The sequence below is a fragment of the Brevibacterium sp. H602 genome (assembly GCF_051172395.1).
Classification (GTDB): Bacteria; Actinomycetota; Actinomycetes; order Actinomycetales; family Brevibacteriaceae; genus Brevibacterium.
Genome location: NZ_JBPIZD010000009.1, coordinates 36,905 through 52,718 on the forward strand (window position 1 = coordinate 36,905; position 15,814 = coordinate 52,718).

Below are 15,814 nucleotides of genomic sequence, written 5' to 3' on the forward strand. Positions count from 1 at the left end.
GTGTGGGGTCGGCTGAGGGCGTGGGGAGAATTCCTGGCTGTTCAACGGGAAGCTGTGGCTCTGCAGCGCCCGAGCTGATTGTTGGGTCGATCCACGGTGTTCTGCGGTCTGAAACCACCGTGGATCGACCCAACAATCCGCGGTCACCCGGGCGCCCCGAATGTCTCACGATGCTGGATGACACACCCCGATGTGACGAATGCCACTCGCCCATTTTCCGGCCGATGCACCCGTAGTGCGAACGGCCGCCTTGCCGTGTGAACGCTGGGAAGCGGCGGCATCGTCCTTGGTGAGGGGTCTACTTCCGTAGTCATCGAATCCGGCCAGAGGCTCTTCGGAAACGCATTAACTTAGGGTAGGTTTCCCTAATGCGAGCCGCGCTTCGCGGTGCGCATCATCGAAGGAGGAAACCTCACAGTGACGACTTCTCTGCTCTATGACACCGAAGCGACACCCACCTCAGCACCCCTTCAGACCCCCGAAATTCCCCACCCGGACGCCGCTGGCACCTACAGCGATCGTGGCGCCCACACTGATGCCCTCCTCGGCGCCCACAGCGCAGACGAGTACACATCGCTCATGCACGACGTCGTCGACGCACTCGGCGAACGCTTCCGCACAACTGAGCGGGCCGCCTCGGCGAAGGATCGCTCCGGACTCCAGGCCGCCGTCGACGCCGTGGATCTCGACACCGCAGGCGTCGGCAACGCCGAAGCCCTGCGCGAGGTCGACGCCCTCTACGCCGACAATGCCGTGTGGTTCCACCACCCCAGCTACGTCGCCCACCTCAACTGCCCCGTCGCCGTGCCCGCCGTCGCCGCCGAGGCGATGCTCGCCGCCATCAACACTTCGGTCGACACCTACGACCAATCCGAGGTCGCCACCCTCATGGAGCGCCGCCTCATCGACTGGACCTGCGGTCACCTCGGCTTCGTCGGCGGCGACGGAATCTTCACCTCCGGAGGCACCCAATCGAATCTCCAGGCGCTGTTCCTCGCCCGCGAAAACGTGCTCGCCGAGGCGGCGGCACGCGCTGAGGCCGATGACGCCGAATCCCGCCGAGGCGGCCCTGACCTGGGCGCGCCCAAGCGCCGCGACCTGCTGTCCCGGCTGCGCATCCTCGCCACCGACCAAGCCCACTTCTCAGTGTCCCGCGCGGCATTCCTCCTCGGCCTCGACGCCGAGGCGGTCGTGACCGTCCCGACCGACCAGTCCGGCCGCATGGAAGCCGAAGCGCTCAATGCCAGCCTGCTCGCGATCGAGGCGAACGACCAGATCCCCATGGCCGTCGTCGCCACCGCCGGAACCACCGACCTCGGCGTCATCGACCCGCTCGAGACCATCGCCGAGGTCTGCGCAGCAGCGAACGTGTGGCTGCACGTCGACGCCGCATACGGCGGCGGACTGCTATGGGCCCCGGCTCGCGCCCACCTGCTCGACGGGATCTCGAAGGCCACCTCGGTGACCATCGACTTCCATAAGACGTTCTTCCAGCCGGTGTCCTCCTCGGCCCTGCTCATCAGGGACGCAAGCCTGTTCGCACCGACGATCCACCACCACGACTACCTCAACCCCGAAGCCGAAGCGCACAAAGCCGACGCCGAACCGAACCAGGTCGACAAGTCCCTGCAGACCACCCGCCGCTTCGACGCGCTCAAGCTCTGGACGACGCTGCGCGCCCGCGGGGCACGCGAGATCGGATCGATGCTCGACACCGTCTGCGACCTCGCGACCGACGTCCGGGAGCTGCTCGAGGCCCAGGCGGACTTCGAGGTGCTCGGCGCCTCGGACCTGTCCTCAGTGCTCTTCCGCTTCACCCCGGCGACCGCGGACCAGGCCACCTGCGACGAACTCGTCCCGCTCATCCGTCGAGTCCTCTTCCGCTCCGGCCGCGCCGCCATCGCCCGCACCGTCATCGACGGAACGCCGTGGCTCAAACTCACCCTGCTCAACCCCGACACCAGCATCGATGACGTCACCGCCGTGCTCGACCTCGTCCGCGCGACAGGGCACGGCATCCTCGCCGGCAGGGATCTCGAGGACGCCGCAACCGAAGGAGGCGCAGCATGAGCGCAGATTCCACGCCCATCCATGACATCCTCGGCGTCGGCATCGGTCCCTTCGGACTCGGCCTGGCCGCACTGTCGGAACCGCTCGACGACGTCGACGCGATCTTCGTCGACCAGCGCCCCGAATTCCGCTGGCACCCGGGCATGATGATCGAAGGCTCGACCATCCAGGTGCCGTTCCTGGCCGACCTCGTCACCATGGCCGACCCCACCTCGCCGTACTCATTCCTCAACTTCCTCAAGGAGCGCAAGCGGCTCTACCCGTTCTACATCCGCGAATCGTTCTACCCCCTGCGCGCCGAATTCGACGAATACTGCCGCTGGGTTTCCGCCCAGTTGGATTCGCTGCGGTGGAACCGTCGCGTCGTGTCCGTGACCAGGGAGGACGGTGTGTTCACCGCCCTCGCCGAGGTGGCCGACGACTCCGGTTCGATTGTGGGCACCGAGACCTACCGCGCTCGGCATCTCGTGCTCGGGGTGGGAACAAAGCCCGTACTGCCGCCTGCGCTGCAGGGACTCGGGGGAGGCGACGGTACTGAAGCAGCCGGCCCGCTCATCCACACCGCCGACTATCTCGAGAACCGGGAAGCGCTGCTCGACTCCGGAGCGATCACGATCATCGGCAGCGGCCAGTCCGCCGCCGAGATCTACCGTGACCTCATCGACGACGCAGAAGACCGCGGAGTGCGCCTGGACTGGGTGACCCGGTCGCCGCGGTTCTTCCCGATGGAGTACACGAAGCTCACCCTTGAGATGACCTCCCCGGAATACACCGACCACTTCCGAGCTCTGCCCGACGAACTGCGCGAACGCGTCGGCCGGGAACAGCGCACGCTGTACAAGGGCATCTCCGCCGACCTCGTCGACGACATCCACGACACTCTCTACCGACTCAGCCGCGGCGGGCGGCAGCTGCTGACGAACCTCGTCTCCGAAGCCGAACTCGAAACCGCCGAGATCGATCCGATCAGCGGCGAATACCTGCTCGGCTTCCGCAACACGGCACTGGACAAGACGTTCACTCGGCGATCCGGATCCGTGGTCGCCGCCACCGGATACAAATCGCAGGTCCCCGACTTCCTCAGCCCCCTCGGCGACGACATCCGACTGGACTCCCGGGGCCGCCTCGACGTCAGCCGCCACTACACGATCAACGACGAAGGCACGATCCATGTCGTCGGCGGCGAAGAGCACACCCACGGCGTGACCGCACCTGACCTCGGCTTCGGCCCGTGGCGGGCCTCGGTGGTGCTGGCCGCAGTGACCGGCCGGGAACCCTATCCGATCGAACGGACCATCGCCTTCCAGACCTTCGGGATTCCGGCCGACGAATCCGATGCCGTCCCCGATGCCGCCTTCGCACTCGACGACTCCAAGGAGATGTCACACGCATGACCACCGAACTCATCACCAGCCTCACCATCACCGAGGCGGACGAAACCGACCCGACCGATTCTGCGGTTGATGCGAACGCCACCTGTACGCGCACGGACCGCAGTTCGGACGTGAAGCTCACGGCCGCCTCGGCGACAGTGACCATCCGTCCGCTCGACGTCGACCGGGACACCGCCCGGATCCACGAATGGCTGACCCACCCGCGCGCTCACTACTGGATGATGACCGACCTCGACGAGAACGAGGTCCGGACCTACTTGGATTGCATTCGCGACTCAGCGGATGACGCCGGTTGGGTCGGCTCCGTCGACGGCATCGACTGCTTCTACGTCGAGACCTACACTCCGGACAGCCTCATCCCGCAGAACGTCGTGGCGACCGGGTCCGCGGACATCGGGATGCACCTGCTCGTCGCACCGCCGGCAGGACCGGCCGTGCACGGCCTCACCGACCGCATCATGGCGGAGGTCATCGACTTCTGCCTCAGGCCGGTTGGCCAGGGAGGACGCGGAGCTGAACGCGTCGTCGTCGAACCCGATGCCAGGAACGACGCGATCATCGAGAAGAACCGAGCGGCCGGTTTCACCCCCATCACCGAGGCGACCATCATGATGGGCGAGATCGAGAAACTGGCGCTCGTCAGTGTGTGCGCCCGCGCGGATTTCGAGGCCAGCGCGCTGGCTCCGTTCGTCACCGCTGCACGGACGTCGCACGTCGGCGAGAGCGGGGAACCGGTCGGTGCCCAGCGGTCCACTGAATCGCATACAGGGTGGAAGGCCGCAACCCCACCGGCACCGTACGCCCACCTCAACGGGGATGCGTTCGCCGTCGTGCAGCGCCACCTCGTCGCCAAGGCCCTGTCCGAATTCGCCCACGAACGACTCATCGCACCGGTGAACGTGGGCGAAGGCGAGCGAGCCGCCGCGAACGGCAGTGCTGATGTGAATGGGGGAGCCGCCTCGGCGAATGGCGAAGGTCAGACCTGGGAAGTGAGCATCTCCGGCGCCAGTCGGTACACATTCACCGCGCGTGTGCTGCCGCTCGAACACTGGGTGATCGACGAAGCGAGCATCACCCGGTGGCGCGACGGTACCGAGGTTCCGCTCGACGCGCAGGAACTCGTCGTCGAACTCCACGACGAACTCTTCATCCCCGAGGACCTCATCTCCACCTACCTCGAGGAGCTCGCCTCGACCCTGGCCGGGGCCGCGTTCAAACTCGAGGACGCTCGGGCCGGGCGCAGACCCAATGCACGTGCACTCGTCGATGCGGATTTCCAGACCACCGAGGCGGCCATGACCGAGGGCCACCCAGGATTCCTTGCGAACAACGGTCGCATCGGCTTCGGCCTCAGCGACTTCCGCAAGTGGGCACCGGAGAACGGTGAGCGGAACCGCATCGAATGGGTGGCAGTGAGGCGCGAACTCAGCCATCTGTCCTTGGGAGTCGGACTCGATGAGGAGGACCACCTCGGTGATGCTCTCAGCGAAGCCGAACGGGATCTCTTCGGGTCCCGGATCCGGGCGGCGGGACAGGATCCTGCGGACTTCCACCTCATGCCGATTCATCCCTGGCAGGCCGACCACCGCCTGGCGATCACCTTCGCTGCGGACATCGCCCGCGGGGATCTTCTGCCGTTAGGTGTTGGCCTCGATAAGCACCAGGCGCAGCAGTCCCTGCGGACGTTCTTCAACCACTCGCGGACCGGCGCGCCCTACGTCAAGGTCGCGCTCGCCGTGCAGAACATGGGATTCCTGCGCGGGCTGTCGCCGAAGTACATGCGCGACACTCCGGCCATCAACGACTGGGTTGCTGGCTTGGTGGGATCCGACCCCACCTTCGCCAAGGCGGGATTCCGAGTGCTGAGGGAGCGTGCCGCGCTCGGCTACACGGGGGACGTCTACCATCGGACGAAGGAGACGAACCCGCACCGGAAGATGCTGGCTGCACTGTGGCGGGAGAACCCTGTCGAGCAGATCGAACCAGGTCAGAAGCTCATCACGATGGCCGCCCTGTTGCATCGGGATCACCAGGGGGTGTCGCTGGCCGGCGAGCTCATCAGCGCATCGGGTCTGAGCGCCGTGGCATGGCTGCGCAGCTACCTGCGGGCCTACCTGAAACCACTCGTGCACGCGCTGCTCGCCCACGATCTCGTGTTCATGCCGCACGGAGAGAACCTCATCCTCGTCCTCGACGAGCATGTGGTCACCGGGGCATTCATGAAGGACATCGGTGAGGAGGTCGCCGTGCTCGGCAACCGCGAACTGCCCGCCGACGTCGAACGCATTCGCGCCGTGGTGTCGGGAGAGGAGAAGGCCCTGTCGGTGTTCACCGATATGTTCGACGGGGTCCTGCGGCACCTGTCCGGCATCCTCGACGCCGATGGACTGCTGCCGGCCGAAAGGTTCTGGGCGATCGTCGCCGAGACCCTCGACGACTACGAAGCGGAGCACCCGGATGCGGCGCACGGTGTCAGTGGCGACGTCGATCTGCGTGCCGACCACTTCGCCCATTCGTGCCTCAACCGGCTGCAGCTGAAGAACACGAAGCAGATGGTCGACATCGGCAATCAAGCCGAATCACTGCTCTACGCGGGCACCATGCCCAACCCGGTGGCGCGCTGAGCCATAGGGGGCCACGCCGACCGCTCACCTCAGCGGCGACTGCTCGCCGCATACGGCATAACGTGATACAGCGACGGTAACTCGAGCGCTCATTGAAGGAGGACTGAGCCAGTGCGTGCGCTCGCCGCGGCGCTGTGCTGTCGGTGAATCGACGCAGCGGAACACGCCACTCGCCGAGGCGGGACTCCGGAAAGGGGTCCCGCCTCGGCGATGCGTATTGAGACCTGATCGTTGCAGTTCGCATCTCTGGAAACAGGGAGAACGCGCTTAGAGTAACCAGAGGAACAGCCCGATTCTGACGGTCAACTGCGGAGTCGGTCAGTCCATTTAGACAGTCCTTTAGTACGGTACTTCGTGCGCATTCAAGAAGGTGACGATGATGCTCAGACTGAGTGCGGCCCTCGCCTCGTGCGGTGCCGTCTATCCTGCCTATGTTCTGTTCGACAGCTCCGATTTCGAGGCCGGAACCGTCCGACCATACGATTCGATGTGCGCGGCTTTCGTGCTGATCGCCAGCACGCTCATCATCGCGGCACTGCCCCGAACTCAGACAGCAAACATTGCTGTGAAGACATTCGGCGGCCTTGCCCTCATCGTTGGACTGGCGACAGCTGTGGCGTCCTGGTCGGTTCCGAGCTCCGGGGCCGAGGAGTACCTTGGGATCATCACTGTGATGTTCGGACTTCCGCTGCTGGGACTGCTGTCGACGGCCTCCGTCCTGGTTGCTTTGGGGATGATCATCGCTAAACTCATCGCATCAAGAACTGTTGCTGCAGAGCCGACCGGAGACCACTGATATGACTCCCGAGCAGACTTCACTCATCGAACGAATTCGTGCACTCATTGCCGAAGAGACCGCTGTCCGAGAGGTCTCGATGTTCGGGGGCCGCGCGGTCATGGTCAACGAGAAGATGATCGTCAGCGCAGGTAAGACTGGTGATCTGCTCGCGCACGTCGACGCTGACCGTCACGATGAGCTCCTCAAACGACACGAAGCTGCCCAAGCCGAAATGGGAACCGGTCGAGACAATGGGAGCGGGGTGGATCAACGTGAGCGCAGATGCCGTCTGTGACGACGAGCAGTTGGCATTCTGGGTTGAGACTGCTTTGGACTTCAATCGCACGATCACAGGCTGATACAACTGCGGAACACAGACAGGCGCGACTGAGTCCGCCGCGCGAGCGGTTAGTATCATTCCAACGGTTGACCGCGCGTCGATGCGCAGAGTCACGAACCGGTTCTCAGACTCAAAGGTGTGCGCATGGCGAAGCAGAACGATCGGCCGACCCTGGCCACGGTCGCTGCGCGTGCCGGCGTCAGCATCAAAACCGCCTCCCGCGTCCTCAACGGCGAAAAGCACGTTGCGGCGTCGACGGCGGGGAAGGTCGAAGCTGCCGCCGAAGAACTCGGATTCCGACTCAACTCCACGGCTCGACGTTTGCGTGCCGGAGGCCGCTCACCCTACATCGGCGTCGTCCTCTCCGACGCAGGGGATGCCTTCCAAGCCCGCGCTTTCGCCGCAGTGGAAGCCGAGCTCGCCGCCCTCGACCTGCGCCCAGTGGTGACCGTGGTCGGAGACGACCCGGACCGGGAGGAAGCCTTCCTCGACGAATGCCTCGCCAACGACCTGACCGGGATCATCGTCATCCGCGCTCACCCCGAGGCGGCCGAGACCTACGCGCGAGCCGCCTCGGCGCCAGGCACCCGAATCGTCTCCCTCGACCCAGCTGTCGTGGGCCCTGGAATCAGCATCGTCGCAGGTGACGATCGTGAGGCGGGACGCCTCGCCGCCGAACAGCTGCTCGCTCACGGGCACATGGCACTCGGCGTCATCGGCGATCATTCGCCCAGCCTCATCACCACCCGCCGACTGCAGGGAATCCAGGACGCCATCGCCGGCCGCCGCGGCGTCGGCTGGCGCGCCTATATGCGCGAAGACGCTCACGACGAAGCCAGCGCGAAGAACGTCGTCGCCGCCTGGCTCGGATCCCGCAGCGCGCCCGGAGCCCTCATCGCCCTGTCGGCCACAGTGACCCAAGGTGCCATCGACGCCTGCCGCCGCCTCGGCCAATGGCCGGCCCTGGTCGGCATCGACGATTTCCCCACGGCTGAGCTCCTCGATGTCACCGTCGTCGATCGCAACGTCGAATCCCTCGCCGCCGAGGCGGTCCGACGACTCCGTGCCAGCGCGGATTCCAGCGTCTCCGGGGACCGACCCAGCATTTCCGGGGACGGTGGGGGCCGCCTCGGCGAGGGGACACATCCTGGAGAGAACGTGACTGCAAGGGACAGCAATAACGGTGGCAAGGGGCCGGATTTCGACAATGCAGTGTGCGTCATCGCTCGTGGCAGCGGCGAAGAGCCTCCCGACACCCGCTGAAAACTTTTGCCGAAACAGTTGACAGCAGGCGGCGTTCAGCGAATCATATTCAACAGCCTGACAACGTTGTCAGAAAGATTGAAAGGTTCACAATGAGGCACAACCTTAAGTCCCACAAGAAGCTGGCGCTCCTCGGTGCCTCGGTCGCTATCGGTGCTCTTGCGCTCAGTGGCTGCGGTAATCAGAAGGGCCAGGGAAACGACGAGGCCGATAGCGGATCCGGCAGTGACGGGGACGTCACGATCGCGCTGCTGCTGCCCGAGTCGAAGACCACCCGGTACGAGTCGCTCGATAAGCCGAACTTCGAGAAATACCTCAAGGAAGCCAACCCTGACGCGAAGGTCGAATACCGCAACGCCAATCAGGACGCGACTCAGCAGCAGCAACAGGTCGAGGCAGCCGTGACCGAGGGCGTCGACGCCATCGTCCTCGACCCCGTCGACGCTTCCGCGGTCTCCTCCGGGCTGTCGAAGGCCGAAGCGAAGAAGATCCCGGTCATCGCCTACGACCGCTTCTTCGAAGGTGCGGACTACTACACCTCGTTCGACAACAAGAAGATCGGCAACCTGCAGGGCCAGGCCGTCCTCGACGGACTCAAGGACGCCGGAGTCGACCCGAAGTCCGGACCGGTCTGGATGGTCAACGGCGACCCGAAGGACCCGAACGCCGCGGACTTCAAGGCCGGTGCCGAAGAGACCCTCAAGGGCGCGGGCGTCGACATCGCCGCCAGCCATGACACCCTCGATTGGAATCCCGACGACGCCCGCCAGTGGGTCGAAGGTCAGCTGCAGGGTGCGGATGAGAAGCCGATCGCGATCTACTCGGCCAACGACGGCACCGCCGGCGGCGTGATCGCCGCGACGAAGAAGGCCAAGGTCGAACCCGTCGTGACCGGTCAGGACGCCGAGGTGGACGGACTGCAGAACATCCTCAAGGGTGACCAGTACGCCACGATCTATAAGTCGATTCCGCCCCAGGCGGAGTTCGCCGCCAAGGCCGCTGTGGCTCTGGCCGCGGGCGAGGACGTCGATGCGGGAACGACCTACAAGGATACCCCCACGGACTTCGTCGAAGCTAAGGTCGTCACCACGGACAGCATCAAGGACATCGTCGGTGACCAGATCAAGGCCGAGGACATCTGCACCGGCAAGGTGGAGAAGCTCTGTGCCGACGCAGGCGTGAAGTGAACGCGTTCGCGTTCGTGATCTGATGTGACCGACCTCGAGCCGGCGACCATCACCGGTCGCCGGCTGCCGAGGTCATCGACAGCGACAAGTAGGAACAGATGACACCAGAGACACCTGAACCGGCATCCGCAGCGACGCGGTCGCCGGGCAGCGACAGCGAGCCGGTGCTCGAACTGCGCGGAATCAACAAACGGTTCGGCGCCGTCCAAGCGCTGACCGACATCCATCTCAGCGTCGGCCGCGGCGAAGTCGTCGGTCTCGTCGGCGACAACGGCGCCGGCAAGTCGACCCTGATCAAGGTCATCGCGGGAGTCCACGGTGCCGATGAGGGCGAACTCATCATGAACGGCACGGCGCAGAAGTTCTCCTCGCCGAAGGACGCGCAGAAGGCCGGAGTGGCCACCGTGTTCCAGGATCTGGCCCTGTGCGAGAACCTCGACGTCGTGGCCAACCTGTTCCTCGGGCACGAGAAGACCCGCGGCGGCGTGCTCGACGAGGTCTCGATGGAAGCGAAGTCGTGGGAGCTGCTGCGCAGCCTCTCGGCGAAGATCCCGAGCGTGCGCGTGCCGATCGCGGCCCTGTCCGGCGGTCAACGTCAGACGGTCGCCATCGCTCGGTCCCTCCTCGGCGAACCTTCGCTGGTCATGCTCGACGAGCCGACGGCGGCGCTCGGCGTCGCCCAGACGGCCGAGGTGCTCAACCTCATCGAACGGCTCAAGGAACGCGACCTCGGGGTGCTGCTCGTCAGCCACAATATGGCCGATGTGCAGGCGGTGTGCGACCGAGTGCACGTGCTGCGACTGGGCAAGGATGCCGGTGACTTCCCTGGTGACGAGCGCACCGACGTGCTGGTCGCCGCGATCACCGGAGCCAGCGACAACGTCGTGACCAAACGCGCCGCACGGAGGGGTGAGCGCCGATGACCCGCAATTCCTTCATCACCGATGAGCGGATCTCGTCCGAAGGTGTGGTCGGCACCTTCGTCCGCCGGGTCAAAGAGGGGCAGCTGGGGTCGTTCCCGGTCATCCTCGCTCTCATCGTCATCGTCATCGTGTTCCAGTCGGCCGACTCGAACTTCATCTCTCCGGCCAACCTCGTCAACCTCTCCACTCAGGTCGCGTTCCTCGCGATCCTGGCTCTCGGCATCAACCTCATCCTGCTCCTCGGCGAGATCGATCTGTCTCTGGCGCAGTTGGGAGGTCTGGCCGCCTCGCTGCTCGGAGTTCTGGTGGTGAGACAAGGTGTGCCGCCGGCCCTGGCACTGATCATCATGCTGCTGCTCGGCCTGGTCGTCGGCGCGATTCAAGGTTGGTTCTTCGCCGTCGTCGGCATCCCGGCGTTCGTCGTCACCTTGGCCGGTCTGCTCGCGTTCACCGGTCTGACCCTCACGACTCTCGGCACGCAGAAGAACCTGTCGATGTCGGACACCTTCGCCTTCGACTTCGCGAGCTTCTACTTCCCGGCGATCTGGGCCTATATCTTCGGCGCCGTCGCGATCATCGGCTTCGGCGGCGGCATCATCTATTCGAAGCTGCGCCGCCACCGGGAGGGTCTCAGCGCTCCGAGCTGGACCTCTGTGATCGTGCGGATCGTGCTGCTGGCCGCGATCGTGTTCGGGTTCCTCATCCTCGTCAATCAGGACTTCGGTCTGGCGATGCCGTTCTTCCTCATGATCGTCATCGCGATCATCATCGATCTCGTGCTGCGCAAGACCCGCTATGGCCGGTCGATCTACGCCGTCGGCGGCAAGGTCGAAGCCGCCCGGCGCGCTGGCATCCGCGTGACCTGGGTGCGCATCAGCGTGTTCATGGCCGCCGGAGTGCTGGCCGCACTGTTCGGTTTCATCAAGACCGGTGTGACGACGAATGCGGGATCGACGCTGGTGAGCACGCAGGACCTGCTCAATGCGATCGCTGCAGCCGTCATCGGCGGTACCTCGCTGTTCGGCGGTCGCGGAACTGCTTGGGCAGCCGTGCTCGGTGCTCTGGTCGTCGGTGCGATCAACAACGGTCTCTACCTCATCGGCTTCAACTCCGATGCACAGCAGATCATCACGGCACTCGTGCTGCTCACCGCAGTCGTCGTCGATGCGCTCAGCCGCCGCGGTCAGAGGTACGTCGGGCGCGGGTAGCGGGAAGCCCGCCCTCGGAATTCCGCCGAGCGGGTCGCTCAGCTCCGAAATGGCTCCGTACAGATGGCCATCTCGGATTTGAGCAGCCCGCTCGCGAGCTTCTCGAGTGCTTACGTGGAGCACTTGAACACGTCGCGGTTCCAGTAGCTCGTTCTGCGGAGCGTCAGCGACGCTTCATGGATGCGTGCTTGATCCTCTCAAGTTTTGCGAGATCTTCGGGGCTCATGGATCCAATTTGAAGTCGGTCCAGGTAAGGCCTCTCGGCTTTGAATACGTCGAAGTTGTTCAGATCGCCCAGCGAACTCTGCCAGAGACGAAGCTTGGATTCGTATGTGATGCGATGGTGCATGTGGCTGCCGAGGGCCTGAGGTACCCAGTCGTACCTTGATCCGCGTTCGAGTTGGTAGTCGATGGCTCGGCTGACAGATGCTGCTATCCAATCGGCAAACTGAATATTGGAGCTGAGAGCACTGTCGATGTGCATCGGCGGCTCAATGGCAGCATTCATTTCCCTGAATTCTTGGGCACGCGAGAATATGTGTGCGTATATCGACGCTACTCTTGCAGCCCGTTGCTTCTCATTGATCTGGTCCATCAGCGTCAGTAGATTTTCGCCGCAATTGTCCGCGTGACGACAGAGACGATTGACCGACTCTCGCATAGCGCTGCTCATCGGAGAGCCGCACTTGCTTCCTGGTGCCGACCTCCTTCTGTTCGGCATAGAAGAAGACGTGTCCGCTCAGTTCTGCGAGCCTGTTGATCAGTCCGCGAAAGACACGGATCTGCTCACCGTATCTTCGCCAAGCGTCTGGGGTGAAGATATCTGAGCCCTTTCGCTCCCAGCGGCCCGGGTTCTCTACGCCCCGAAGCTCGCTGGCAAAGACACGTCGCTTCTCTGCTGTAAAGATCTGACCGAATCTCCGAGCCGAGCTTTCGGGAATGACGAAGCCTGCATAGCCGAAGACGGGATTGGTGTTGAATCTCGGGTGGTCTTTGGCGACGTACGGGCAGGGTTCACCGATCTCATCGATATAGGCGAGCAGCATGGGCAAACTCTACCCAGCGGCTCTGACACGAGGCCCAACGCAAAAACCCACGTCTGAGACGTGGGCTTGCGACTTGGCGCTCTAGGAGGTGAACTCCTTGCTACCACTTCAATAATCTCACAGCACGGAGGTCCGTGCAATCAGTCTTGTACGGGGACCTATCGGCCAGCATGGCGCACAACGGGGAGTGGCGCTCATTCCCCGACTTGACCTTGTGACTGTGGAAGTCGCCCGTGTCCGGGCGGGCTGATACAGTCGGAGCCAATGACATGGGGTGCCTCATGAGGATCCGTTCGCACCAAGACGCTGCGCACGGAGGACAACGAGGCTGAGAGAACACCCATCGAACCTGATCTGGGCCATACTAGCGAAGGGATCGTCATGGTTGACTTCGACCTGCGTTCTGCGAATGCGCGACTGCGCGCAAGCAACCCACTCATCCAGTGCATCACGAACACCGTTGTGCAGCAGTTCAGCGCCAACGTGCTCCTGGCCATCGGCGCCTCCCCGGCAATGCTCGACCACGAGGCCGATGCCGGACAGTTCGCCGGAATCGCCAGCGGAATTCTCGTCAACTTCGGAACCGCCTCGAACCACCAGCTGCTCGCCGCCGATGCCGCCATCGACGTCGCCAACGCCGCCGGAAAACCCTGGGTCCTCGACCCCGTGAGCGTCGGTGCCGTCGACTTCCGCACCTCCCGCATCCGCCGCGCCGCCGCCGATCACCCGACCGCCATCCGCGGCAATGCCTCCGAGATCGCCGCACTCGCCGGAGTCGGACTCGGCGGTCGCGGAGTCGACTCCACCGACGAAGTCGACGCCGTCCTTCCCGCCGCCGCAAAGCTGGCCCGAGAAACCGGTGCCATCGTCGCCGTCTCCGGACCCACCGATGCCGTCGTCGCCCACATCGACGGCACCGACCACGTCGCCCGCATCTCCGGCGGACATGAGTTCATGCCGCTGGTCATCGGCACCGGCTGCTCACTCGGCGCCGTCACCGTCGCCTACTTGGCCGCCGCCCGCGCCGGACTGGCCGACCCCGACGCCGACGTCTCAGCGGTCAACGCCGCAAACGGGAACGCGAACGGTAGGGCCGCCTCGGCGAGATTCGAAGCTGTTGTCGCCGCCCACGCCCACTTCGCGGTCGCCGGGGAACTCGCCGCCGACGGTGCGAAGGGGCCGGGCAGCTACTCGGTGAACTTCCTCGATGCGCTCCACACCGTCGACGGCGACCGACTCTCACAGGCGAGAATCGGCCTCGACACGCTCACTTCTGCGAATGAAACCGCCAGCAAAGGCGTCCAGGCATGACCGCCGGTTCCGCCCATATCGCTGACAACCCGGCCGACGACAGCGCGACCGTGAACGACCGAGCAGACGCGACCGACCGCTTCGCCGGAATCGACACGCGCCTCTACCTCGTCACCGACTCCGCGCAATGCGAGGCCGCCGGCCGCAGCGTCGCCGAGACCGTGCAGGCCGCCGTCGCCGGGGGAGTGGGCATCGTCCAGGTCCGCGACAAGGACATCGACGATGCAGGCTTCTACTCGCTCACCCGCCAGGTCATCGCCGCCGTCGATGCCGCCACCCGCGACACCGACCGCACGGTCCCCATCGTCCTCAACGACCGCGTCGAAGTGGCCCGCCGTCTCATCGACGAAGGCGAGAACGTGCACATCCACGTCGGCCAAACTGACACCACCGTCGCCGAGGTGCGCGCCGCCCTGGGTGCGGCACCGCTCATCGGTCTCTCTGCCGCGCACAGCGACGAATTCGCCGCCGCCCGCGACTCCGGAGTCGTCGACCTCGTCGGCATCGGACCCGTCTACGACACCTCCACGAAAGCCGACGCCCCCGACGGAATCGGACCGGACCGCCTCGGCGAACTGGTGGCTGAAGCCGGCATCCCCGCGGTCGCGATCGGCGGCATCAACACCGACCGTGCCCCTGACCTGCAGGGGCGTGGACTGATCGGGATCTGCGTGGTCTCGGCGATCTGCATGGCTGACGATCCGAAGTCGGCAGCCGGGGAGCTGCTTTCCGCTTTCGCCGGGAGCGGCCAGTGACGACCCGCCCGCCGATCACCCTGTCGATAGCCGGCACCGATCCCTCCGGCGGTGCTGGAATCCATGCCGACCTCAAGACCTTCACCGCGCGGAAGACCATGGGCACGACCGTCATCACCGCTCTCGTCGCGCAGAATACGCACGGGGTGTCCCGGGTCTATCCGATCGACGTCGATTTCGTCGCCGATCAGTTCGAGTCCGTGCTCGGCGACCTGCCCGTCGATGCGACGAAATCGGGGATGCTCGGCAGCCGTGACCTCGTCGAACTCGTCGTCGCCCGCGCCGCCGAAGGTCGACTCGGCTTCTATACCGTCGATCCGGTGATGATCGCGACCTCCGGCCACCGCCTCCTCGAGACCGATGCCGTCGACGCCGTGCGCACCCACCTGCTGCCCGTCGCCGACCTCATCACCCCCAACCTCCCCGAGGCGGCCCTGCTGATCGGCGATGACGAACCCGAAGCACAGACGACTGAAGCCATGCGTGACCAGGCTCGGCGCCTGCTCGAACGCGGACCCGGAGCGGTCCTGCTCAAGGGCGGACACGGCAGCGAGGACGAGGTCATCGATATCCTCGCCACCGCCGATGGCCAGGTCCGCGAGTTCAGCCACGCCCGTGTGGCGACAATGAACACACACGGGACCGGGTGCACCCTGTCAGCCGCGATCACCGCCGAGGTGGCCGTCCTCGGCCGCGAACGCACAGAGATCGGGTCGGACCTCCTCGGCGAGGCTGTCGGCAATGCCCTCGACTACCTTGCTCGCGCTCTCACTTCGGCTGCTGACTGGCAGCTGAGCCTCAATCCGGAAGGCGCCCACGGACCGGTCGACCACCAGGTCGACATCGTCCGCGGTCGACCCGCCTGACATATCCGTCCCACCTGACCGCCGCCTCACCCGAACCGCCACGTCACAC

The 15,814-nt window shown here is 64.9% G+C and carries 14 protein-coding genes and 1 riboswitch; of the genes, 11 read left to right on the forward strand and 3 right to left on the reverse strand.

Annotated elements, in window-relative coordinates; genetic code table 11:
• The first annotated feature begins 417 nt into the window (after positions 1-417).
• From ACSBQT_RS08410 to ACSBQT_RS08425, 4 genes are all read left to right on the forward strand, one after another.
• The gene (locus ACSBQT_RS08410) at positions 418-2,070 is read left to right on the forward strand and encodes a pyridoxal phosphate-dependent decarboxylase family protein (RefSeq protein ID WP_435001462.1); all 1,653 of its coding nucleotides are present in this window, start codon (positions 418-420) and stop codon (positions 2,068-2,070) included.
• Entirely contained in the window at positions 2,067-3,464 is a 1,398-nt protein-coding gene (locus tag ACSBQT_RS08415) for a lysine N(6)-hydroxylase/L-ornithine N(5)-oxygenase family protein (RefSeq protein WP_435001464.1), read from the forward strand. The genes ACSBQT_RS08410 and ACSBQT_RS08415 overlap by 4 nt, the downstream gene beginning before the upstream one ends.
• The gene (locus ACSBQT_RS08420; protein WP_435001466.1) at positions 3,461-6,088 is read left to right on the forward strand and encodes a GNAT family N-acetyltransferase; all 2,628 of its coding nucleotides are present in this window, start codon (positions 3,461-3,463) and stop codon (positions 6,086-6,088) included. The genes ACSBQT_RS08415 and ACSBQT_RS08420 overlap by 4 nt, the downstream gene beginning before the upstream one ends.
• Positions 6,089-6,467: 379 nt before the next feature.
• The gene (locus ACSBQT_RS08425; RefSeq protein ID WP_435001468.1) at positions 6,468-6,884 is read left to right on the forward strand and encodes a hypothetical protein; all 417 of its coding nucleotides are present in this window, start codon (positions 6,468-6,470) and stop codon (positions 6,882-6,884) included.
• A gap of 19 nt (positions 6,885-6,903) precedes the next feature.
• Here the strand turns inward: ACSBQT_RS08425 and ACSBQT_RS08430 are convergent, their stop codons facing one another.
• The gene (locus ACSBQT_RS08430) at positions 6,904-7,320 is read right to left on the reverse strand and encodes a hypothetical protein (protein ID WP_435001470.1); all 417 of its coding nucleotides are present in this window, start codon (positions 7,318-7,320) and stop codon (positions 6,904-6,906) included.
• Positions 7,321-7,350: 30 nt separating this feature from the next.
• Between ACSBQT_RS08430 and ACSBQT_RS08435 the strand changes: the two genes are divergently transcribed.
• From ACSBQT_RS08435 to ACSBQT_RS08450, 4 genes are all read left to right on the forward strand, one after another.
• On the forward strand, positions 7,351-8,469 hold the full coding sequence (locus ACSBQT_RS08435; protein WP_435001472.1) for a LacI family DNA-binding transcriptional regulator: 1,119 nt from the start codon (positions 7,351-7,353) through the stop codon (positions 8,467-8,469).
• A 92-nt stretch (positions 8,470-8,561) separates the two neighbouring features.
• Positions 8,562-9,656 (forward strand): substrate-binding domain-containing protein, encoded by a 1,095-nt coding sequence (locus tag ACSBQT_RS08440; protein WP_435001475.1) that lies wholly within the window; start codon positions 8,562-8,564, stop codon positions 9,654-9,656.
• Positions 9,657-9,754: 98 nt separating this feature from the next.
• Positions 9,755-10,579 carry an ATP-binding cassette domain-containing protein gene (locus tag ACSBQT_RS08445; RefSeq protein WP_052239997.1) on the forward strand — a complete coding sequence of 275 codons (825 nt, stop codon included), beginning with the start codon at positions 9,755-9,757 and terminating at the stop codon, positions 10,577-10,579.
• On the forward strand, positions 10,576-11,787 hold the full coding sequence (locus ACSBQT_RS08450) for a sugar ABC transporter permease (RefSeq protein ID WP_410708498.1): 1,212 nt from the start codon (positions 10,576-10,578) through the stop codon (positions 11,785-11,787). Before ACSBQT_RS08445 ends, ACSBQT_RS08450 begins: the two co-directional genes overlap by 4 nt.
• A 163-nt stretch (positions 11,788-11,950) precedes the next feature.
• Here the strand turns inward: ACSBQT_RS08450 and ACSBQT_RS08455 are convergent, their stop codons facing one another.
• Both ACSBQT_RS08455 and ACSBQT_RS08460 read right to left on the reverse strand, forming a co-directional pair.
• The gene (locus ACSBQT_RS08455; protein WP_435001478.1) at positions 11,951-12,382 is read right to left on the reverse strand and encodes a hypothetical protein; all 432 of its coding nucleotides are present in this window, start codon (positions 12,380-12,382) and stop codon (positions 11,951-11,953) included.
• Entirely contained in the window at positions 12,366-12,833 is a 468-nt protein-coding gene (locus ACSBQT_RS08460; RefSeq protein ID WP_435001480.1) for a DUF3800 domain-containing protein, read from the reverse strand. The genes ACSBQT_RS08455 and ACSBQT_RS08460 overlap by 17 nt, the downstream gene beginning before the upstream one ends.
• 260 nt (positions 12,834-13,093) lie before the next feature.
• A riboswitch (TPP riboswitch) is annotated at positions 13,094-13,227 on the forward strand.
• Between ACSBQT_RS08460 and ACSBQT_RS08465 the strand changes: the two genes are divergently transcribed.
• From ACSBQT_RS08465 to thiD, 3 genes are all read left to right on the forward strand, one after another.
• Positions 13,215-14,144 (forward strand): hydroxyethylthiazole kinase, encoded by a 930-nt coding sequence (locus tag ACSBQT_RS08465; protein ID WP_435001482.1) that lies wholly within the window; start codon positions 13,215-13,217, stop codon positions 14,142-14,144. It overlaps the preceding riboswitch by 13 nt.
• On the forward strand, positions 14,141-14,899 hold the full coding sequence (gene thiE, locus ACSBQT_RS08470) for a thiamine phosphate synthase (RefSeq protein ID WP_435001484.1): 759 nt from the start codon (positions 14,141-14,143) through the stop codon (positions 14,897-14,899). Before ACSBQT_RS08465 ends, thiE begins: the two co-directional genes overlap by 4 nt.
• Positions 14,896-15,765: a bifunctional hydroxymethylpyrimidine kinase/phosphomethylpyrimidine kinase gene (gene thiD / locus ACSBQT_RS08475; protein ID WP_410708493.1), complete on the forward strand. Its 870-nt coding sequence runs from the start codon at positions 14,896-14,898 to the stop codon at positions 15,763-15,765. Before thiE ends, thiD begins: the two co-directional genes overlap by 4 nt.
• Positions 15,766-15,814: the final 49 nt, after the last annotated feature.

What these genes read in the sequence shown, in the direction of transcription:
- ACSBQT_RS08435 (WP_435001472.1), top strand. Translation starts at nt 7,351, where the DNA reads ATGGCGAAGCAGAACGATCGGCCGACCCTGGCCACGGTCGCTGCGCGT.
- ACSBQT_RS08450 (WP_410708498.1), top strand. Translation starts at nt 10,576, where the DNA reads ATGACCCGCAATTCCTTCATCACCGATGAGCGGATCTCGTCCGAAGGT.
- ACSBQT_RS08440 (WP_435001475.1), top strand. Translation starts at nt 8,562, where the DNA reads ATGAGGCACAACCTTAAGTCCCACAAGAAGCTGGCGCTCCTCGGTGCC.
- ACSBQT_RS08415 (WP_435001464.1), top strand. Translation starts at nt 2,067, where the DNA reads ATGAGCGCAGATTCCACGCCCATCCATGACATCCTCGGCGTCGGCATC.
- thiE (WP_435001484.1), top strand. Translation starts at nt 14,141, where the DNA reads ATGACCGCCGGTTCCGCCCATATCGCTGACAACCCGGCCGACGACAGC.
- ACSBQT_RS08425 (WP_435001468.1), top strand. Translation starts at nt 6,468, where the DNA reads ATGCTCAGACTGAGTGCGGCCCTCGCCTCGTGCGGTGCCGTCTATCCT.
- ACSBQT_RS08455 (WP_435001478.1), bottom strand. Translation starts at nt 12,382, where the DNA reads ATGGACCAGATCAATGAGAAGCAACGGGCTGCAAGAGTAGCGTCGATA.
- ACSBQT_RS08445 (WP_052239997.1), top strand. Translation starts at nt 9,755, where the DNA reads ATGACACCAGAGACACCTGAACCGGCATCCGCAGCGACGCGGTCGCCG.
- ACSBQT_RS08420 (WP_435001466.1), top strand. Translation starts at nt 3,461, where the DNA reads ATGACCACCGAACTCATCACCAGCCTCACCATCACCGAGGCGGACGAA.
- ACSBQT_RS08460 (WP_435001480.1), bottom strand. Translation starts at nt 12,833, where the DNA reads ATGCTGCTCGCCTATATCGATGAGATCGGTGAACCCTGCCCGTACGTC.
- ACSBQT_RS08465 (WP_435001482.1), top strand. Translation starts at nt 13,215, where the DNA reads ATGGTTGACTTCGACCTGCGTTCTGCGAATGCGCGACTGCGCGCAAGC.